Genomic DNA, 19705 nt, shown 5'->3' with positions numbered 1-19705 from the left:
CGATGGGCGAACCGATCCTCGATATCGCCGGCTACAGCCTCGACTACGCCACCCCGAGCGGCTTCACCCGCGCGCTCGACGACGTCACGCTGGCGATCGCCAGGGGCGAGGTGCTCGGCCTGGTCGGCGAATCCGGCTCGGGCAAGACCTCGCTCGCCTGGGCGATCATGCGCCATTTGCCGAAGAGCGCGCGCGAGGCCGGTAGCATCAGCCTGACGGGTCAGGACCTGCTCAAGACTAGCGAGGCCGAGATCGAGGCGATCCGCGGCCGGCGCATCGGCATGGTCTTCCAGGACCCCAGCACCTCGCTCAACCCGACGCTGCCGCTCGGCGAACAGCTCGCCGAGGTGCTGGTGCGCCATCGCGGCCTGACGCGCCGGCAGGCCTGGGCGGAAGGCGAGGAGCGCCTCGCACATGTCGGCCTCAAGATCCCCCAACAGATGATGCGGCGCTATCCGCACGAGGCCTCCGGCGGCGAGAAGCAGCGTGTCGTCATCGCCACCGCCTTCGCCTGCCAGCCCGAATGCATCATCTTCGACGAGCCGACGACGGCGCTCGACGTCATCACCGCCCGGCAGATCCTCGACCTGTTCAAGGCCTTGCAGGAGGAGACCGGCGTCGCCTCGCTCTACATCTCGCATGATCTCGCGCTGGTCTCGCAGATCGCGAGCAAAGTCGCCGTGATCCATCGCGGCAAGATCGTCGAGCAGGGTGGGGTGGGCGAGGTCTTTGCACGGCCGCGCGACGCCTATACCCAAAGGCTGCTCGCCGCGGTGCCGCGGCCCGATCATCGCCTGGTCGAAGCCGCGCCTGAGACGGGGGACAGGCCGCTGGTCGAGGTCGAGAAGGTCAGCGTCCATTATGGCCGCAAGCCCTTTCTCGGGCGCCTGCTCGGCCGGGCGAACACGCAATTCACCGGCAATCGCGAGGTCAGCCTGTCGATCAAGCCGGGCGAGATCCTCGGCATCGTCGGCGAATCCGGCTCTGGCAAGTCGACGCTGGCCAAGGCGATGACGGGCCTGAACCGCTTCGAGGGCGAAATCCGCTTCGCCGGGCGCAGGATCACTGGCCTCTCCGACATGGACCGGGCCTATCGCCGCGAAGTCCAGATCATCTTCCAGCACCCCGATTCCTCGCTCAATCCACGCCAGCGCATCCGCGAGATCCTGTCGCGCCCGCTCGCGCTCTACGGCGAGCCGAGAGTGCGCAAAGATGCAGCCGCGGTCGGCGAACTGCTGGAGCAGGTCAGGCTGCCGGCATCCTATGCCGAGCGTTATCCGCACCAGCTCTCCGGCGGCGAGAAGCAGCGCGTCGCGATCGCGCGCGCCTTCGCCTCCAGGCCCAAGCTGGTGATCTGCGACGAGATCACCTCGGCCCTCGACGTTTCCGTGCAGGCTTCGGTGATCGAGCTCTTGGTCGACCTGCAGAAGCGCTTCGGCACGGCCTATCTCTTCATTACCCACGACCTCAATCTGGTCCGCCAGATCGCCCACCGGATTGCGGTGATGTATCGCGGCGACCTGGTCGATCTCGTCGATGTCGCCGCGCTCTCCGGCGCGGACCTCCACCCCTACACCCGCTCCCTGCTTGCCGCCGTGCCCGCCCCGGCCACGGCCGCCGCCTGACCTTGCGAGGCCGACGATGACCCCCCGCGACCTGATCCATGTGCTCGACGAGAAGGCCTGCCTCGCGCTCCTCTCCGACTGGGTGAAGCACAAGAGCTACAGCGAAACCGAAGGTGAGAAGGCGCTCGTCCACCATGTCGTCGGACAGATGCAGGCGATGGGCCTCGAGGCGGAGGCGCAGCCCTTCGACGACGGCCGCCGCGCCAACGCCATCGGCCGCTGGAAGGGCGTCGGCGGCGGCAAGAGCCTGCTGTTCAACGGCCATCTCGACACCAATCCGGCGACCGAGGGCTGGACGGTCGATCCCTGGGGCGGGGTGGTCGACGAAGAGTTCATCTACGGCATCGGCGTCTCGAACATGAAGGCGGGCGACGCGGCCTATTATTGCGCGGTCAAGACGCTGATCGACGCCGGCGTGAAGCTGAAGGGCGACGTGATCCTGACTTTCGTCGTCGGCGAGTTGCAGGGCGGCGTCGGCACGGTCGCGGCGATCCGCAGCGGCATTCGCGCCGACTATTTCGTCAACAGCGAGCCGACCGACCTGCAGGCCGTGACCATGCACGCCTGTGCCTTCTCCTTCGTGATCGAGCTCACCGGCAACACCCGCCACCTCTCCAAGCGCGAGCACGCGGTCGACGCGATCATGGCCGCCTGCGACCTGATCCCGAAGCTGAACGCCATGACCTTCTCCGGCGCGCCGTCGCCCGAGCATGAATCGATCAACCGCGTCCATGTCGGCGTCGTCCACGGCGCGCTCGGCAAGGAACTGCACGAATGGCGCGCCCCGCAGGTCTCGGACTATTGCAAGCTCAAGGGCTCCGGCCGCTATGCGCCCGGCCAGACGCAGGAAGGCGCGCTCGCCGACATGCGGCGCGAGCTCACCGCGCTGGAGCAGCGCTTCCCCGGCCTCAAGACCGCGATCCGCATCGAGAAGAAGGAGGGGCACCAGTCGATGCCGGCCTTCGAGGTCGCGAAGGACGCCCGCATCGTCAAGAGCATCAACGCCGCCTACCAGGTGGTGCGCGGCGAGGCGCAGCCGACCGGGGCGATCAAGCCACCCGGCTTCTTCGGCACCGATGCCGGCCATCTCTATGCCGAGGCAGGCATGGAAGGCATCGTCTGCGGTCCCGGCGGGCGCTACAACACGATGCCCGACGAGCGCGTCGAGATCCGCGACTTCCTCGACATGGTCCGCATCTACATGCTGACCATCCTCGACATCTGCGAAGTGGCATAAGTCCGCTCTTCCAGCGCGAGGAGCTCACCCGCCGGGTCGCCAGGGCCCGGACCGCCATGGCGGAAGCGGGCGCCGCGCTGCTGCCGGTCGACCATGCCGAATTACTGGCCTGACTGACCAGCTATACCGTCTCCGAGACGATTTATCGCGCCGCCTTCCTGCCGCGCGAGGGGCCGAAGGCTGCCGGAGACTGACCGCGACGCCGGGCGGGCTGCTCACCAACCGCATTGACTGAGGGAGAGGGAGGGCCGGCCTTTCGCCGGCCGGCCTTCTTGGCTCAGTCGAATTAGTATTGACTAATGAATTAGTGATTGCTAATTGATTGGCATGCTTGAGATCGCTCCCGTCTCCACCGTCATGCGTGCGCTCGCCGATCCGACCCGGCGTGCCGTGTTCGAGCGCATTTCCGCCTGCGACGAGATCACCGTCGCGCAGCTCACTCGCGGCAGCGGCGTGACGCAGGGCGCCATCTCGCAGCATCTCAAATCACTGAAGCAGGCCGGCCTTGTCGCCGAGCGGCCGGAGGGTCGCAACGTCTTCTATCGCGCCGAGCCGGAAGGCCTGGCGCCGCTCGTCGACTGGATCGGCCATTACGGCGTGTTCTGGCGCGAGCGCTTCGCCAACCTTCGCAGCCTTCTCAAGGAGATCGACCCGTGATCGACCTGAAGCCCGCCACACAGGCGATCATCGTCGACGAGATCCTGCCGCACGCGCCTGAAACGATCTGGAAGGCGCTGACCTCGAGCAGGCTGATCGCCCGCTGGATCATGGAGCCCACGGGCTTCGCGCCTGTCGTGGGCACGCGCTTCACCTTCAGGACGACGCCGGCCGGCGCCTGGGACGGCACGATCCATTGCCAGGTGCTCGAGGTGGTCCCGAACGAGCGCCTGTCCTATTCCTGGAAGGGCGGTGACGACGGCAATGTCGGCTATGGCTCCCGGCTCGACACGGTCGTCACCTGGACGCTGTCCAGGGAAGAGGACGGCACGCGCGTGCGCCTCGTCCATGCCGGCTTCGAGCTGCCGCGCAACGAGATCGCCCTCACCAATATGGGCCGCGGCTGGAAGAGTATCCTGCCGCGCCTCGGCGATGTCGCTGGCGAGGACGACTGACCACCGCCGACGCCTTCCATAGTCTCGGCTGTTTCCGATCCCTTCCTGGAGAATGACGATGAGCCATGCCTATACGGGCGGCTGCGCCTGCCGCGCGCTCCGCTATGAGATCACTGCCGAACCGGTCGCGAGTAATGACTGCCAGTGCCGCCAGTGCCAGCGCCAGAGCGGCACCGGCCACAGCTCTTATCTCAGCTTCGCTGGCGCGCCCGTCACGATCGAGGGCACGGCGAGCACCTGGGACGTGGCCGGCGAGGGCGGCACGGTCAAGCGCTGCGCCTTCTGCCCAACCTGCGGCTCACCGGTCTACCTGACTTTCCCGGATATTCCCGACCTGTTCATCGTTCGCGCCGGCAGCCTCGACGAGCCCGCCCGCTACAAGCCGGAGATGGTGTTCTGGCATTCTGTCGCCCAACCGTGGGACCATGTGCCTCCAGAGGCCACCAAGTTCGAGAAGCTGCCGCCTCGGGGAGGTTGAGTATCCTCGCAATAATGCTGTCATCCTAGGCTGGACCCGGGATCAAAAGGCTCCGGGATGGGTCCCGGATTTCCGCTTCGCTCCATCCGGGACGACACCAACTTTGGCGGCGCAATCTTGCCGGCCTCAATAGGGCAGGCCGACATAGTTCTCCGCGACGCCGGCGAGAGCGGCCTGCGATTGCGCGAGGTAGTCGAATTCGGCGCGCCTGATGCGCTTGTCGAAGGCGCTCGCCTCCGGAAACAGATGCAGCAGGTTGGTCATCGACCAGGAAAAGCGCACCGCCTTCCAGACCCGTGCCAGCGCCTTCGCCGAATAGGCGTCGAGCCCGGCATCGGAACGCTCGACATAGTGCTCGCGCAGCGCCTCGAACAGGTAGTGCACGTCGCTGGCGGCGAGGTTCAGCCCCTTGGCGCCGGTCGGCGGCACGATGTGGCCGGCATCGCCGGCGAGGAAGAGCCGGCCGAAGCGCAGCGGCTCGGCGACGAAGCTGCGCAGCGGCGCGATGCTCTTTTCCAGCGACGGTCCCGGCGTCACCGCCGCAGCGACCTCTTCCGGCACGCGCCGGCGCAACTCGTCGAAGAAGCGCTGATCCGACCAGGCCTCGACCGTCTCGTCGAGTGCCACCTGGACATAATAGCGGCTGCGGGTCTGCGAGCGCATCGAGCAGAGCGCGAAGCCAAGGGGCGAGCTGGCATAGACCAGTTCATGTGCGGCCGGCGGCCGGTCGACCAGCAGGCCGAGCCAGCCGAAAGGATAGACGCGCTCGAACGTCTTGATCGCTTCGATCGGGACCGAGGCGCGGCAGATGCCGTGGAAGCCATCGCAGCCGGCGATGAAATCGCAGGTGATGTCGCGGCGCTTGCCTTCGACAGTGAAGCTGACGCGCGGCGAGGCGCCGTCGAAATCGTGAAGCTGGACGTCCACGGCTTCATAGAAGCTCGTCGTGCCCGCCGCCTGCCTTGCCTCCATCAGGTCCTGCGTCACCTCGGTCTGGCCGTAGACCGTGACCTGCCGGCCGGTCAGGCCCTTGAGGTCGACGCGCTGCAGGCGGCCTTCGAAGGCGAGCGAGAACCCGTCATGCGGCAGGCCTTCTTCGGCGAGGCGCGCGCCGACGCCGGCTTCATGCAGCAGGTTGACTGTGCCCTGTTCGAGCACGCCGGCGCGAATGCGCGAGAGCACATAGTCGGCGCTCTTGCGTTCCAAGATGACGTTGTCGATGCCCTGCCGGCTGAGCAACTGCCCAAGCAGCAGGCCGGACGGTCCGGCGCCGACGATCACGACTTGCGTGCGCATGGCGTTCTCCCTGGAATCCCCGGCTCCCCGAGCCTCGGTACTTTCACGTGAATCTGCCATTGCGATTGCTTGACGTGAATGGAGCTTTCACCCAACCTCTTGGACCAATCGAACATCGGATGGTTCGAATGCCGCTCGCCTCGGTGCCCGCCTACTGGCTCTATGACGAGCCGCGAGAGCAGCGGTTTCCAGATGCGCTGCATATCGAGCGGATCAGCGCCCGCAGCGCCCCGCGCGACTGGCGGATCGAACCGCACCGCCACCAGGACATGGCGCAGTTCTTCCTGATCGCCTCGGGCGGTGGGCTGGTGCGGATCGACGGCACGGACCATCGTCTCATCCCCGGCACGGTCCTGCTGCTGCCGCCGCTGGCGATCCATGAGTTCCGTTTCGATCCGGATACCGAAGGTTTCGTCGCCAGTGTCGCGACCTCGACGCTGACGCCGCTGATCGAGGCCGAGCCGGCGCTCGGCGCCGTGCTAGGGGAGGCCTTCGTAGGTCGGCGAGGGGTGGACGACGCCAGCATCATCGAGCTCATAGTGGTGATGGAGACCGCGCTGGCCGAATTCGCCCGCAACCGCGGCAGCCGCGAGCTCGCGCTCGCCGCCCATGCACGGCTGATCGCGATCTGGTTTGCCCGAATTGCGCGCTCGCATGCGGTCGCGGCCAGCGGCGCCAACGATGCCCGCGCCGTGCTCGTCCGCCGCTTCATCGAGCGGGTCGAGAGCCATTTCCACACGCATGAGCCACTCGCCGCCTATGCGCGTGACCTCGGCGTCACCGGCCCGCACCTGACCCGTGTCTGCCGCGAGCTGCTCGGCCATTCCGCCATGCGGGTGATCCAGGGGCGGCTGATGATCGAGGCGCGGCGGGATCTCGTCTACACCCGCTCGCCGGTCTCGCAGATCGCTTTCCGGCTCGGCTTCTCCGACCCCGCCTATTTCTCCCGCTTCTTCGCGGCGCGGGCGGGAATGTCGCCGTCGGAGTACCGGGCGGCGGGATGAGGGCGTTCAGGAACCGTGCTCAGCGGTTGTTGATGTTCTCTTTTTGTTCTATTATCCGAAGATGAGGAGATTATCTCCCGACCAGTTCGACCTATTCGGCGGAGGTGGAGACACTGGACCCGCGAAGCCCTCGTTGCAGGCCGAGGGCCAATCTGACGCGGCTTGGAGCAGCTACTTTTTTGCTGTCGTGCTGCCATCGACATCGCTCGGTCGATCGACGCGCTCGGGCGTCAGCTTCGGCGATCAATGAAGCTGCGGGGCAATCTGGTCGGGCCCGATCGCTATCATGTCAGTCTGTGCGGTATCGGCGCGTTCGGCGAAGCCCCGTCTGGAATTGTCGATCGTCTGAAGCAGATTGGTGCGTCAATGCACGAGCCACGCTTCGATATCTTTTTTGACCAGGCGGAAGCGTTTGGTAGCTCGTACGGACAGCGGTCGCTCGTTCTTACGGCCAGTGACACGCTGCCCGCATTGCTCGCACTCCAAAGACGCCTTCATGACGCCATGCAGGCGGCGAGCATACCTGTCAACGAGCGGTTCGATCCGCACATCACTCTGCTTTACGACAAGCGGCCCGTTCCCCGGATCGAGATACCGCGTCTGAGCTTCACCGTTCCCGAGTTCGTCCTGATCCGCAGCGTCCATGGCGCGAGCCGCCACGACCGTCTCGCCCGCTGGTCACTCGGCAGTTGATGACCACGCAGCGTCCGCTTAGGCGCCTTCTCCTTCCGGTGCTAGCTGCGGGACAGTGCGCAACACCTCTGCCGCGATGCCGCCACCCGCAAGCCGCTCACGCCCGCCCATGCCCTCGATGTCGAAGACGAAGAGCGCCGTGTCGCAATGGCCGCCGAGCCGGCGGATCAGGCGCGCCGCCGCCAGCGCCGTGCCGCCGGAGATCAGGCAATCGTCGACGATCGCGACATGGCGCCCCGCCAGCCGCGCGCCTTTCGATATCACGACGCCCTCGCCGAGCTCGTAATTGGCCATGATGCTGCGCATCACGCCGTTGCGCAGCGAATCGACCTTGCGAATGTCGAAGAAGCCGAGGCCGTTGCGAGAGGCCAGCGCGCCGGCGAGGCCGAGGCCGCCAATGTCGATGCCGGCGAGGATCTCGACCTTCGCCGGAACTCGTTGCGCCAACTCGTCCACCAGGCGTCGCGTCAGGGTCGCGTCGACGGTTGTGATCGAGATATCGGGAAAATCGACGCCGGCGGTGGGATGATTTTTCCAGGGGCGGAACGGAATGTCGAAATCGTCGTCGCCCGTCGCGAGTGGATCAAGTCGATCGATCATGACGCGTCCATTCGATTCCCCGCTCGTCCGATACGCGCCATCGTTGCCGATCACATGACGGAACGCGAGAGGCTGCCGAACGTTCGGCTTGATCTGCGGCCTGTGCCATGCCACCCCCGCGCCGACGGCAATCAGGGACGGCCCGGACGATGGTCACGCTCTACGGCATCAAGAACTGCGACACGATGAAGAAGGCCTGGAGCTGGCTCGACGCGCACAAGGTCCCCTACGTCTTCCACGATTACCGCGTCTCAGGCATCGACAAGGCCCATCTCGAAGCCTGGTGCCGCGAGCTCGGCTGGGAGAAGGTGCTCAACAAGGGAAGCACGACCTTCCGCGAGCTGCCCGAGGCCGACAGGCTGGGTCTCGACGAGCAGAAGGCGATCGCGCTGATGCTGGCACAGCCGACCATGATCAAGCGCCCGGTGCTCGATCTCGGCGACCGCCGTATCCTCGCCTTCAAGCCCGACGTCTACGAGGCGGCTTTCGCCAAGCGCTGAGCTGCCGACACAGGCCCGCACAGCGCGCAAGGCTCTTCCGTAGAGTGCCGCGCTGGGCTAGGCCCGCGCCCATGACGACGGATTTCAGCTTCCATCTTCTCGGCCGGGACGGCGCTGCCCGCACCGGCGAGGTCCGCATGCCGCGCGGTGTGATCCGCACGCCGGCCTTCATGCCGGTCGGCACCGCCGCGACGGTCAAGGGTATGTATCCCGAGCAGGTCAAGGCGCTCGGCGCCGATGTCGTGCTCGGCAACACCTATCACCTAATGCTGCGGCCCGGCGCCGAGCGCGTCGCCAGGCTCGGCGGCCTGCACAAGTTCATGAACTGGCCGCACCCGATCCTGACCGATTCCGGCGGCTTCCAGGTGATGTCGCTCGCCAATCTGCGCAAGCTGACCGAAGAAGGCGTTACCTTCCAGTCCCACATCGACGGCTCGAAGCATGTGCTGTCGCCGGAGCGCTCGGTCGAGATTCAGAACCTGCTCGGCTCCGACATCGTCATGCAGCTCGACGAATGCGTCTCGCTGCCTTGCGAGGACAAGGTTGCCGAGAAGGCGATGCATCTGTCGCTGCGCTGGGCCGAGCGCTGCAGGAAAGCCTTCGGCGATCCGGCGGGGAGGGCGCTGTTCGGTATCGTGCAAGGTGGCGCCGTGCCGGCCCTGCGCGTCGAGAGCGCCCGCGAGCTCGCCGCCATGGATCTCAAAGGCTACGCCATCGGCGGGCTCGCCGTCGGCGAGCCGCAGGATGTGATGCTGGCGATGATCGAGACGGTCGAGCCGCATCTGCCCAGTGAGAAGCCGCGCTATCTGATGGGCGTCGGCACGCCCGACGACATCGTCGAGGCGGTCAGGCGCGGCGTCGACATGTTCGACTGCGTGATGCCGACGCGGGCCGGACGCCACGGCCAGATCTTCACCCGCTTCGGCCGCATGAACCTGAAGAACGCCAAGCACGCCGAGGATGGCAGGCCGATCGATCCGCAATCCTCCTGCCCGGCGGCGAACAGCTATTCGCGCGCCTATCTGCACCATCTGGTCAAGGCCGAGGAGATGCTCGGCAAGATGCTGCTGACCTGGGTCAACCTCGCCTATTACCAGGAGCTGACGGCGGGCCTGCGCGCCGCTATCGCAGCAGGGCGCCTGGAAGACTTTATCGCTGAGACCAAGGAAGGCTGGGCCAAGGGCGAGCCGGCGTGATCGAACCATGGCTCGGCCTGCTGCTGCTGAAGATGGCGGTCGCGGCCGCCATCGTCGTCAGTTGTTCGCTGCTGGCCGAACGGAGCGGGCCATTGCTCGCGGCGATGATCGCGACGCTGCCGATCTCGGCCGGGCCGGTCTATGTCTTTCTGGCGCTCGACCATGACGCCGCCTTCATCTCGGCGAGTGCGCTCGCCAGCATGAGCTCCAATCTCTCCAATGCCGGCCTGTCGCTGGTTTATGTCCTGCTGGCGCAGCGCTTCTGCACCGTGACCTGCCTTGTTGCGGCGCTGCTGACCTTCTTCGTGCTGGTCTCCGGCCTGCAGGCGCTGGCCTTGCCGTTCAGTGCCATGCTGGTGGCGACGCCGGTCGTCTTCCTGATTCTGCACCGTATCGTGCGGCCTTACCTCGCCGCGCGCCCCGCGATCACACCGCGGCGGCCCTGGTATGCGATCCCGCTGCGGGCCGCGGCGGTCGCGGCCCTGGCCGGCACGGTCACCACCATCAGCGCGCGCGTCGGCCCGGCCTGGTCGGGCGTGCTGGCGACCTTTCCGATCGTCCTGTCGAGCCTGATCGCGATCCTGCAGCCGCGTATCGGCGGGCCGGCCAGCGCTGCGGTCATTGCCAACAGCCTGCTGGGGCTGCTCGGTTTTGGCTTCGCGATGGCGCTGGTCCATGTCGCGGCCGTGCCGCTCGGCTCGTGGCCGGCGCTCGGTCTCGGCCTGCTGGTCTGTATCGTCTGGAACCTTGGGCTGATGGCGCTAGCGCGCCGGCGCGCGACGCCATGAGGCGACGAACAGTCCGGCGATGATCAGCGCGATGCCGCCGACCTGCAGCCCGCTCGGAATCTCGCCGAGCACGGGGATCGCCAGCAGCGTGCCGGCGACCGGGATCATCGGCGGAAAACGCCCGGCGACGGAGGGGCCCAGTACCGGCGTCGACCAGCTCCAGATCCACAGGCCGACGATGACGTTGAGGACGCCCTGATTGATCGCGTGCAGCAGCAGAACCCACCAGGGCGCGACGTCGAAGCCGCGGAAATAGAAGGCGAAGTAGATTGGCAGATAGGCCATCGACAGCACCGAAACGACGGCCGTGGCCTTGAGTGCATTGACCCGCCAGAGCTGGATCAGCAGCGGATAGCCGCCCCAGACCAGCCCGACGCCGAGGAAACAGAGATCGCCGAAAACGATGCTCGGATTGGAATGCGTCGTGCCGGCAATGCCGAGACATGCGAGGCCGACGAGCACCGCGATCACGCCGAGCACGAGCTGCCGCGTCAACAGCGCGCCGAACAGGACGACGCTGCCGACGATGCCGATCACCGTGACGGTGCCCGGTCCGATCACTGCGCCGTGCGCTGCCGGGGCGAAGGTCAGCCCGGTCATGAGCAGGAAGCTCATCGGGAAACCGCTCATCACCGCCAGGACCAGACCGCGCTTCCAGCCGAGACCGGCGCAATCGCGCAGGCCGCCAGCCATCATGAAGCTCGGCAGCAGCAGGAAGCCGGCCGTGACGAAGCGCAGCGCCAGCATGTCGTGCGATGAAAGCCCGTTCAGCACGGCGTGACGGCTGACGACGAAGTTGGCCCCGAAGATCAGCATGGCGAACGTCATGCCGGCAAAGGCGAGCCGCCGGCGCCGGCGCAGCCGCTCGTCCGAAAGGGGCACGGTTTGATGCATGCCCCAACCTAGTTCAAAGCTGGAGCATGCGGTTAGTGGTGCCAGCGCATGGCGCGGCCGCGCCGCTGGCTATTCCGGTGCCACAGGCTCAGGCCAGCGCCTTCAGCGCCGAGCGGCCGGCATAGACCGCCTGCGCGCCGAGTTCCTCCTCGATGCGCAGCAGCTGGTTGTACTTCGCAGTCCGGTCGGAGCGGGCCAGCGAGCCGGTCTTGATCTGCCCGCAATTGGTCGCAACGGCGAGGTCGGCGATGGTCGCGTCCTCGGTCTCGCCCGAGCGATGCGACATCACCGCGGTGTAGCCGGCGCGCTGGGCCATCTCGACGGCCGCCAGCGTCTCGGTCAGCGTGCCGATCTGGTTGACCTTGACCAGGATCGAGTTGGCCGTCTTCGCCTTGATGCCCTGCGACAGGCGTGTGACGTTGGTGACGAAGAGGTCGTCGCCGACGAGCTGGCACTTGTTGCCGACGAGATCGGTCAGCGCCTTCCAGCCCTCCCAGTCGTCCTCGGCCATGCCGTCCTCGATCGAGACGATCGGATAGCCGGCGACCAGCTTGGCGAGGTACTTCGCCTGCGCTTTCGGGTCGCGGGTTTTGCGTTCGCCTTCATAGACATAGGAGCCGTCCTTGAAGAACTCGGTCGCGGCGCAGTCGAGCGCCAGCGCGACGTCTTCGCCGGGCTTGTAGCCGGCCTTCTCGACCGCCTGCATGACGAAGTCGAGCGCCGCTTCCGCCGACTTGATGTTGGGGGCAAAGCCGCCCTCGTCGCCGACATTTGTGTTGTGGCCGGCGTCGTGCAGCGCCTTCTTCAGCGTGTGGAAGATCTCGGCACCCATCCGCAGCCCCTCGGCGAAGGAGGGCGCGCCGATCGGCATCACCATGAATTCCTGGAAGTCGATCGGGTTGTCGGCATGGGCACCGCCATTGACGATGTTCATCATCGGAACGGGGAGGACGCGGGCCGAGGTGCCGCCGACATAGCGATAGAGCGGCAGGCCGGAGGCGTCGGCGGCCGCCTTGGCGACGGCGAGCGAGACGCCGAGAATGGCGTTGGCGCCGAGCTTGCTCTTGTTCGGCGTGCCGTCGAGCTCGATCATCGCCTGGTCGATCGCGGCCTGGTCCTCGGCGTCCATCGCGACGATCGCCTCGGCGATGTCGACGTTGACGGCCTCGACCGCCTTGAGCACGCCCTTGCCGAGATAGCGGCTCTTGTCGCCGTCGCGGAGCTCGACCGCTTCATGCGCGCCGGTCGAGGCGCCCGACGGCACGGCGGCGCGGCCCATCGAGCCGTCTTCGAGCACGACATCGACCTCGACCGTCGGGTTGCCGCGGGAATCGAGGATCTGGCGGCCGATGATGTCGATGATCGCGGTCATGGCAGGCTCCGGAGCTGAGGTGGGCAAGGGATGCCGCGCTTCTAGACAGAAGCAGCGGCGACGGGAAGGGGCGGTGGCGTTTATCGAGGCCTGGGATTAAAAGCCGCGGCAACTCCAGCGTCTGCCTACGGCAGATGTACATCGATCAGGACCGCGCCATGACCATCGACGCCTCGACCCTCCAGCTCGGCAAGGCGAGCGACCTGCCGCGCTCGCCGGAGGAAGCCCGCCTCGACCGCGTGCCGAACCCGCATGCCGGCACCGACTATCTCGCCCGCTTCACCTGCCCGGAATTCACCTCGATCTGCCCGGTCACCGGCCAGCCCGATTTCGGTATCCTGGTGATCGACTATCTGCCGGGCCACTGGCTGGTCGAATCGAAGTCGCTCAAGCTCTATCTCGGCGCCTTTCGCAATCACGGCGCCTTCCACGAGGACTGCACCGTCGGCATCGGCAAGACGCTGGTCGAGCTGCTCGAGCCGAAATGGTTCCGCATCGGCGGCTACTGGTATCCGCGCGGCGGCATCCCGATCGACGTCTTCTTCCAGACCGGCGAGGCTCCGAAAGGCCTCTGGCTGCCCGATCAGGGCGTCGCGCCTTATCGCGGGCGCTGACGCGCAGCGCTGAACCTCTAGGTCCGGCTGCCGGCCAGCGGCAGGACGCGCGGCGTTGCGAAGCCGAGCAGGGTAATCCCGGCGGCGAAAAGCAGGATTGCGCCGCTGGTGCCGAACAGATGCAGGGCGGCGCCCATCAGCACCGGCCCGAGCGCATGGCCGCAGAACAGCGCGCAGGCGAAGAGCGCCACCGCCGAGCCGCGCGCGGTCGGGGCAAGCTCGGTCGCCTGTGCCTGGAAGGTGCCGTGCATCAGGAAGAAGCCGAAGCCGTTCAACGTGAAGATCGCGACCGCGCTCCACCAGGGCAGGAAGGGGAGCGAGAAGAGAGCGAAGGCGAGGCCCATCACGATGCCGCCCAGCGTCGTCATCCGGGTCGGGCCGAGCCGCTCGACCAGAATGCGGGTCAGCACGCCATAGACGATGCCGCCGAGCCCGGTGCCGGCGATGACGAGGCCCGCCTGCGACGGCCCGACGCCGGCGCGCTCCTGCAGGATCGCGGCGATATAGGGCGGCATGCCAAAGATCAGGCTGCCCTCGACGATGACGAGCCCATAAAGCAGCTTCGAACGCGGATTGGCGAAGACGGCGGCATAGTTCGCGAGCGCACCGGCGAAGCTGAGTGGCGCGCGTCGCGCATCCGGCCGCGGCTTCAGCACCAGCACGACGAGCAGCCCGGCGATTGCGGCGATTGCGCCGGCCATCAGGAAGACGTAGCGCCAGCCCAAATGCTCGGCGACCAGGCCGGAGCAAGCCGCCCCGACCATCTGCCCGACGATCATCAGCACCAGGAAGCGGCCGAGCATGACCTGCCGCTCGGCCATGGGAGCCCGGTCGCCGATCGCCGCCATCGCGACCGGAATGATGCCCCCGGCGGCGATGCCGGCGACCATGCGTACGACCGTCAGCACTTCGAACGAGCCGGCGAAAGTCACGGCGAGCGACAGCAGCGCGAGTGCGCCGAGGCAGGTCGCGATTGTCCGGAGCTTGCCCAGAGAATCCGCGATCGGTCCGAGGAAAGGCTGGCCGACGGCGTAGGCGAAGGAGAATGCGGTCGCGACGGTAGCGACCTGGGCAATGCTGCGGCCGAACTCGGCCGCCAGCGTCGGCACCAGCGGGTCGAGCAGCCGCATGGTGAAGGTCGAGGCGAAGCCGCACGCCCCGAGCACGAGGATGAGTGAATTCAGCGAACCTTGCGGGGGCGCGGGCGCAGCGGTGCTGGCTGACGTCTCAGACATACGCCAGCGTAGAATGCGCCGAGCGCTTGGCAAGCCGGTCGAACTCTTGCAGCTCTGCGATCAGTGCATGGAAGTCACGCAGTGGCACCATGTTCGGCCCGTCCGACGGGGCCGTGTCGGGGTCGGGATGGGTCTCGATGAAGACGCCGGCGACGCCGACCGCGACCGCGGCACGCGCCAGCACCGGCACGAATTCGCGCTGGCCGCCGGTCGAGGCGCCCTTGCCGCCGGGCTGCTGCACCGAATGGGTGGCGTCGAAGATCACGGGCGCGCCGATCTCCGCCATGATCGGCAGAGCGCGCATGTCGGTGACCAGCGTGTTGTAGCCGAAGGAAGCTCCGCGCTCGGTCAGCATCACGTTCGGATTACCGCTCTCGGTCACCTTGGCGGCGACGTTGACCATGTCCCAGGGCGCCAGGAACTGGCCCTTCTTGACGTTGACGACGCGGCCGGTCCTGGCGGCGGCGACCAGCAGGTCGGTCTGCCGGCAGAGGAAGGCCGGAATCTGCAGGATGTCGACCACCTCGGCGACCGGCGCGCACTGGCTCACATCGTGGATATCGGTCAGCACAGGCAGCCCGGAACGCTCGCGGATCTCGGCGTAGACGGGCAGGGCTGCGTCCAGGCCCATGCCACGCTGACCCTTCACGCTGGTGCGGTTGGCCTTGTCGAAGGAAGCCTTGAAGACCAGCCCGATACCGAGCTTTTCAGCCGTCTCCTTCAACTGCAGCGCGATCTCGAGCGCGTGATCGCGGCTTTCCATCTGGCAGGGGCCGGCGATCAAGGCGAGCGGCAGGCCATTGCCGAAGCGGACGGGGCTGGCGAGGTCAGCGCCCACGGTGACGATGGCGTTGGCGGTCATGGTGGGCTCCTTGGCTAAGGGCGCGGGTTTAGAAGCCACCCGCGAAGCTGACAAGCCAACGCGGCGTCACGTCACCTCGAACCAGCTCCATAGCCCCCGGTCGAAGCGCTCCAGCACGGTGGAGGAGATCAGCCAGCGCCCGGGATTGTCGGCGACGAAGGCGATGTGCAGGCGCTTGCCCTCGGGTATCTGCACCGTATCGAGGAAATAGGGCTCCCAGCCGTCGTCGAGCGGGTGCAGCAGGCGGAAGCAGTGGCCGTGGACATGGAAGGGCTGCAGGAAGGCGGTCTTGTTGGTGATGCCGATCACCACCGGCGAGCCGCGCCTGACGCTGAACAGCGCCTTGCCCTTCGGATCGCCCTGGCCACCATTGACGGTCCAGGGCTTCGCAAGGTCGAGACCCGTCAGGTCGAGCTTGTTCTCCGGCGTGACCTTGGCACCGCCCTCGATGATCATCTCCGACCGTCTGGCATCCTGGAGTCGCACCGCCGCCGGCAGGGCGGGGTTGAGCGGCATCGCGGCGATCGCCGGGCGCGCCGCTTTCGCCGTGCCCTCGCTGACGAAGCGCACCAGCGGCACGCCCGGGCCGATCAACGCGGTGACGCTGGCGGCGGCGCCAACCGTCTCCGGCATGTCGAAGATCACGTCGTAGCGCGTGCCCGGCGCGAAAGGCAGCTGGCCCCGGACCGGCTCGAAGGTCTCGGTCGGCTGGCCGTCGACCGCGGCGACGAAGGCCTTCATCTCGTCGAAACGCAGCCGCATGATCCGGGCATTGCAGGCATTGGCGAGACGAAGCCGAACGCGGGCGCCGGGCGGCAGCTTGACCGGCAGCGGCGGCGGCTTGCCGTTGACGGTGAGCCAGCTGCCGAGCCGGCCGGCCGCCGCGCCGTCCTGCCCGTCGGCAGCGAATGGCAGGAGCTTCTGGTCGTCGCCGAGCAGCCAGTCGCCGATCAAAGCGGGCAGATCGAGATCGACCGCGGGAGGCTCCTTCTCCTCGACGATGAGCAGGCCGGAGAGCCCGCGTCCGGCCGGCTCGGATGAGCCGCCAAGCAGCATCGGCCGATAGAGGAAGGTGCCGGAATCAGGCGGCGTCAGCCGGTACTCGAACTGCCCACCCGGCGGCACCGGCTCCTGGCTGAAGCCGCCGACGCCATCCATGGCGTGATCGGCGCGCAGGCCGTGCCAATGCAGCGAAAGTGGCTTGTCGGTCCGATTCTGCAGGTTGAGACGCAAGGTCTCGCCCTGCTTCACCTTGAGGACCGGGCCCGGGGGCGCACCGTCGAAGGCCCAGACCTCGGTCTCGGGCGCCGGCGCCGGTCGCAGGCGCAACTTGGCGGGGGCTGCGACGAGATTCCGTGCGGCGCCTGCCGACGCGGCCTGCGGAGCGGCCGGTGCCTGCTGGGCCAGTGCTAACAATGGCGAGAAGAGGGTCGCCATGCCCGCACCCTGTGCGATGACGAGGCGTCGACTGGGATGAGGGCGCGCGGCCGGCGGCGAAGCGTCTTTGCTCATGCTCGCGACATAGCCTCGCCAGGTCATTCTGGCGAGCGTAAAGCCGCCTGGAAGCCGCGTTCGTAGAACTGTCGCATTTTTTTGCTGCATGACGCGCCCGAAATGGTATAGCGGCGCGGCCTACGGTGCTGCTGTCGCGAAGACTGCGATATGGCGCACCGGGTCGGCGGGCGTGGCGGAACTGGTAGACGCACTGGTTTTAGGTACCAGCGGCGAAAGTCGTGGGGGTTCGAGTCCCTCCGCCCGCACCATGATTCGGATTTCGCGAGCGCGGCGGCGGTCATCCGGCGTCGCGCTTTGGACATTGAAGTAACGAGCTGTTGGCGGATCGAACAATGAACGTGACGGAAACCCTGTCCCAGGGCCTCAAGCGCGAATTCCAGGTGGTGCTGAACGCCACGGACCTCAAGTCGAGGCTCGATGGCGAGCTGCAGAATCTGCAGGGCAAAGCCAAGATCAACGGCTTCCGCCCCGGCAAGGTCCCGGTCGGCCATCTGCGCCGTCTCTATGGCCGCTCGGTCATGGCCGATGTCGTCCAGAACGCCGTCAACGAGGCGAACCAGAAGATCGTCACCGACAATGGCCTGAAGCTCGCCTTCGAGCCGCAGATCAAGTTCCCTGAGAACAAGGACGAGATCGAGGCCGCGATGGAGGCCAAGGGCGATCTCGCCTTCACCGTCGCGCTCGAAGTTCTGCCGAAGATCGAGGTCGCCGACGTCTCCGACGTGTCGCTCGAGAAGCCTGTCGCGGACGTCCCTGAGGCCGATGTCGATGCGGCGCTGGAGCGCATGGCGTCGCAGAATCGCGCCTTCGAGTCGAAGAAGGACGGCGCCAAGGCCGCCAAGGGCGATCGCCTGCTGATCTCCTTCGTCGGCACGCTCGAAGGCAAGCCCTTCGATGGCGGCACCGGCTCGGAAATCCCGCTCGAACTCGGCGCCGGCCAGTTCATCCCGGGCTTCGAGGAGCAGCTCGAGGGCGTCAAGAAGGGTGAGCAGCGCACCGTTTCGGTGACCTTCCCCGAGAACTACACCGCGACCCATCTTGCGGGTAAGCCGGCCGAGTTCGCAGTCACGGTCGACGACGTCCAGGCTCCGGGCGAGCTGAAGATCGACGACGAGCTCGCCAAGGGCTTCGGCATGGAGTCGCTCGACGCGCTTAAGACCGCGATTCGCGAGCAGATCGGCCGCGAGTTCGGCGAGCAGTCGCGCCGCAAGATCAAGAAGGCCCTGCTCGACGCGCTCGACGGCAAGTACAGCTTCGAGCTGCCGCCGACCCTGGTCGAGCAGGAGTTCGCCGCGGTCTGGAGCCAGGTCGAGGCGGACATGAAGAACGCCAACAAGACCTTCGCCGACGAGAACACGACCGAGGACGAGGCTCGCGCGGAGTACCGCAAGATCGCCGAGCGTCGCGTTCGCCTCGGCCTGGTGCTGGCCGAGATCGGCGAGCAGGCCAAGGTCCAGATCTCCGATGACGAGGTGACGCAGGCCCTGATCGCGCGCGCCCGCCAGTTCCCGGGCCAGGAGAAGGAAGTCTGGGAGTTCTATCGCAAGAACCCGCAGGCGCTCGCCGAGATCCGCGCCCCGATCTTCGAGGAGAAGGTCGTCGACCATCTGCTCGGTCAGGTGAAGGTCTCCGACAAGTCGGTCTCGCGCGAGGCGCTCTTCGCCGACGACGAGGACGAAGGCGCTGCCGAGGCCAAGCCGAAGGCCGCCAAGGCGAAGAAGACCAAGAAGGCTGCTACCGATGCGGCGGATGAGGCCTCGGCCTGATCCTTCCCAGTTGATCGACGATATCGGCGCCGTCCGCACTCTGCGGGCGGCGCTTCCCTTTTCAGCCGCCGCAGGCATGCTTATGTGGGGTCTTCGCCGCTATCGGCTGATTCCCGCCCGCTTTGACCCCAAGGACCGACGATGATGCGTGACCCGATCGAGACCTTTAACAATCTCGTCCCGATGGTGGTCGAGCAGTCGAGCCGCGGCGAGCGTGCCTTCGACATCTATTCGCGCCTGCTGCGCGAGCGCATCATCTTCCTGACCGGCCCGGTCGAGGATTACTCCGCCTCGCTCATCGTGGCGCAGCTGCTGTTCCTCGAGGCGGAGAACCCGAAGAAGGAAATCTCCTTCTACATCAACTCGCCCGGCGGCGTGGTGACCTCGGGCCTGTCGATCTACGACACCATGCAGTTCATCCGCTGCCCGGTGACGACGCTCTGCGTCGGCCAGGCCGCCTCGATGGGCTCGCTCCTGCTGACCGCCGGCGCCAAGGACATGCGCTTCGCGCTGCCGAACGCTCGCATCATGGTCCACCAGCCGTCCGGCGGCTTCCAGGGCCAGGTCACCGACATCCTGATCCATGCCCGCGAGGTCGAGAGCCTGAAGCGGCGCCTGAACGAGATCTACGTCCGGCACACCGGCCGCTCCTACGAGGACATCGAGGCGGCGCTGGAGCGCGACAATTTCATGACCGCGGACCAGGCCAAGGAATTCGGCCTGATCGACAAGGTCATCGACAAGCGCGCGGACGAGGCGGCCTGAGGTCGTTGGAGGTACACGCGCCTGTGGGTTGGCGAGCGGCTCCCGAAGGGCCATATTGCCTTGAGACTAGGCCCCATGTTTGCATGGGGCATCTGAAGGGCGCAGCAAGGCGCTCGAGCGGTCCGATTTTGGGTCAGTTTCGTCGCCACCTGC

The 19705-nt window shown here is 66.7% G+C and carries 20 protein-coding genes and 1 tRNA gene; 14 read left to right on the top strand and 7 right to left on the bottom strand.

Annotated elements, in window-relative coordinates:
* Positions 1–2: 2 nt before the first annotated feature.
* From BMZ21_RS02675 to BMZ21_RS02655, 5 genes are all read left to right on the top strand, one after another.
* Positions 3–1625 (top strand): dipeptide ABC transporter ATP-binding protein, encoded by a 1623-nt coding sequence (locus BMZ21_RS02675; RefSeq protein ID WP_091829493.1) that lies wholly within the window; start codon positions 3–5, stop codon positions 1623–1625.
* 16 nt (positions 1626–1641) lie between these two features.
* A complete protein-coding gene (locus BMZ21_RS02670) occupies positions 1642–2862 on the top strand; it encodes a M20 family metallopeptidase (RefSeq protein ID WP_091829491.1) in 1221 nt (406 codons plus the stop codon).
* Between the two features lie 327 nt (positions 2863–3189).
* The gene (locus BMZ21_RS02665) at positions 3190–3519 is read left to right on the top strand and encodes an ArsR/SmtB family transcription factor (RefSeq protein ID WP_091829490.1); all 330 of its coding nucleotides are present in this window, start codon (positions 3190–3192) and stop codon (positions 3517–3519) included.
* The gene (locus BMZ21_RS02660) at positions 3516–3974 is read left to right on the top strand and encodes an SRPBCC family protein (protein WP_244543662.1); all 459 of its coding nucleotides are present in this window, start codon (positions 3516–3518) and stop codon (positions 3972–3974) included. The genes BMZ21_RS02665 and BMZ21_RS02660 overlap by 4 nt, the downstream gene beginning before the upstream one ends.
* A 58-nt stretch (positions 3975–4032) precedes the next feature.
* Entirely contained in the window at positions 4033–4452 is a 420-nt protein-coding gene (locus BMZ21_RS02655) for a GFA family protein (RefSeq protein ID WP_091829488.1), read from the top strand.
* 126 nt (positions 4453–4578) lie between these two features.
* Here BMZ21_RS02655 and pobA read toward each other — a convergent pair whose 3' ends face one another.
* Entirely contained in the window at positions 4579–5748 is a 1170-nt protein-coding gene (gene pobA, locus BMZ21_RS02650) for a 4-hydroxybenzoate 3-monooxygenase (protein ID WP_091829486.1), read from the bottom strand.
* 128 nt (positions 5749–5876) lie between these two features.
* Between pobA and BMZ21_RS02645 the strand changes: the two genes are divergently transcribed.
* Together BMZ21_RS02645 and BMZ21_RS02640 are read left to right on the top strand one after the other, a co-directional pair.
* The gene (locus BMZ21_RS02645) at positions 5877–6752 is read left to right on the top strand and encodes a helix-turn-helix domain-containing protein (protein WP_167561497.1); all 876 of its coding nucleotides are present in this window, start codon (positions 5877–5879) and stop codon (positions 6750–6752) included.
* Positions 6753–6914: 162 nt separating this feature from the next.
* Positions 6915–7445 (top strand): 2'-5' RNA ligase family protein, encoded by a 531-nt coding sequence (locus BMZ21_RS02640; protein WP_143079637.1) that lies wholly within the window; start codon positions 6915–6917, stop codon positions 7443–7445.
* Positions 7446–7463: 18 nt separating this feature from the next.
* Here BMZ21_RS02640 and BMZ21_RS02635 read toward each other — a convergent pair whose 3' ends face one another.
* Complete coding sequence (locus BMZ21_RS02635) at positions 7464–8045, bottom strand: phosphoribosyltransferase family protein (RefSeq protein WP_143079636.1); 582 nt, start codon at positions 8043–8045, stop codon at positions 7464–7466.
* A gap of 149 nt (positions 8046–8194) precedes the next feature.
* Here BMZ21_RS02635 and BMZ21_RS02630 point away from each other — a divergent pair, with 149 nt between their 5' ends.
* From BMZ21_RS02630 to BMZ21_RS02620, 3 genes are all read left to right on the top strand, one after another.
* Positions 8195–8545, top strand: coding sequence for an ArsC family reductase (locus BMZ21_RS02630; RefSeq protein WP_091829478.1), 351 nt, complete (start codon positions 8195–8197; stop codon positions 8543–8545).
* A gap of 71 nt (positions 8546–8616) precedes the next feature.
* Positions 8617–9741 (top strand): tRNA guanosine(34) transglycosylase Tgt, encoded by a 1125-nt coding sequence (gene tgt, locus BMZ21_RS02625; protein ID WP_091829476.1) that lies wholly within the window; start codon positions 8617–8619, stop codon positions 9739–9741.
* Positions 9738–10529: a hypothetical protein gene (locus tag BMZ21_RS02620; RefSeq protein ID WP_244543661.1), complete on the top strand. Its 792-nt coding sequence runs from the start codon at positions 9738–9740 to the stop codon at positions 10527–10529. Before tgt ends, BMZ21_RS02620 begins: the two co-directional genes overlap by 4 nt.
* Here BMZ21_RS02620 and BMZ21_RS02615 read toward each other — a convergent pair.
* Together BMZ21_RS02615 and eno are read right to left on the bottom strand one after the other, a co-directional pair.
* Complete coding sequence (locus tag BMZ21_RS02615) at positions 10503–11411, bottom strand: DMT family transporter (RefSeq protein WP_158673307.1); 909 nt, start codon at positions 11409–11411, stop codon at positions 10503–10505. The two genes, BMZ21_RS02620 and BMZ21_RS02615, sit on opposite strands and share 27 nt — an antisense overlap.
* Positions 11412–11511: 100 nt before the next feature.
* The gene (gene eno / locus BMZ21_RS02610; protein ID WP_091829472.1) at positions 11512–12795 is read right to left on the bottom strand and encodes a phosphopyruvate hydratase; all 1284 of its coding nucleotides are present in this window, start codon (positions 12793–12795) and stop codon (positions 11512–11514) included.
* A 158-nt stretch (positions 12796–12953) separates the two neighbouring features.
* Between eno and queF the strand changes: the two genes are divergently transcribed.
* Positions 12954–13409 carry a preQ(1) synthase gene (queF, locus tag BMZ21_RS02605; protein ID WP_091830517.1) on the top strand — a complete coding sequence of 152 codons (456 nt, stop codon included), beginning with the start codon at positions 12954–12956 and terminating at the stop codon, positions 13407–13409.
* Between the two features lie 17 nt (positions 13410–13426).
* Here queF and BMZ21_RS02600 read toward each other — a convergent pair whose 3' ends face one another.
* From BMZ21_RS02600 to BMZ21_RS02590, 3 genes are all read right to left on the bottom strand, one after another.
* Positions 13427–14644: an MFS transporter gene (locus BMZ21_RS02600; protein ID WP_091829470.1), complete on the bottom strand. Its 1218-nt coding sequence runs from the start codon at positions 14642–14644 to the stop codon at positions 13427–13429.
* A complete protein-coding gene (kdsA, locus tag BMZ21_RS02595; RefSeq protein WP_091829468.1) occupies positions 14637–15506 on the bottom strand; it encodes a 3-deoxy-8-phosphooctulonate synthase in 870 nt (289 codons plus the stop codon). The genes BMZ21_RS02600 and kdsA overlap by 8 nt, the downstream gene beginning before the upstream one ends.
* 66 nt (positions 15507–15572) lie before the next feature.
* Entirely contained in the window at positions 15573–16943 is a 1371-nt protein-coding gene (locus tag BMZ21_RS02590; protein ID WP_244543660.1) for a multicopper oxidase family protein, read from the bottom strand.
* Positions 16944–17184: 241 nt separating this feature from the next.
* On the opposite strand from BMZ21_RS02590, the gene BMZ21_RS02585 reads away from it, so the two are divergent.
* The 3 genes from BMZ21_RS02585 (at position 17185) to BMZ21_RS02575 (ending at position 19552) form a co-directional block, all read left to right on the top strand.
* A tRNA-Leu gene (locus BMZ21_RS02585) sits at positions 17185–17269 on the top strand.
* Between the two features lie 84 nt (positions 17270–17353).
* Complete coding sequence (gene tig / locus BMZ21_RS02580) at positions 17354–18787, top strand: trigger factor (protein ID WP_091829465.1); 1434 nt, start codon at positions 17354–17356, stop codon at positions 18785–18787.
* A gap of 144 nt (positions 18788–18931) precedes the next feature.
* Positions 18932–19552 (top strand): ATP-dependent Clp protease proteolytic subunit, encoded by a 621-nt coding sequence (locus BMZ21_RS02575; RefSeq protein WP_091830512.1) that lies wholly within the window; start codon positions 18932–18934, stop codon positions 19550–19552.
* Positions 19553–19705: the final 153 nt, after the last annotated feature.

This window comes from Allobosea lupini (assembly GCF_900109525.1).
In the GTDB taxonomy this organism is placed as follows: domain Bacteria; phylum Pseudomonadota; class Alphaproteobacteria; order Rhizobiales; family Beijerinckiaceae; genus Allobosea; species Allobosea lupini.
The sequence above is the reverse complement of the archived record's forward strand: the minus strand, read 5'-3'. Positions and strand labels throughout refer to the sequence as shown.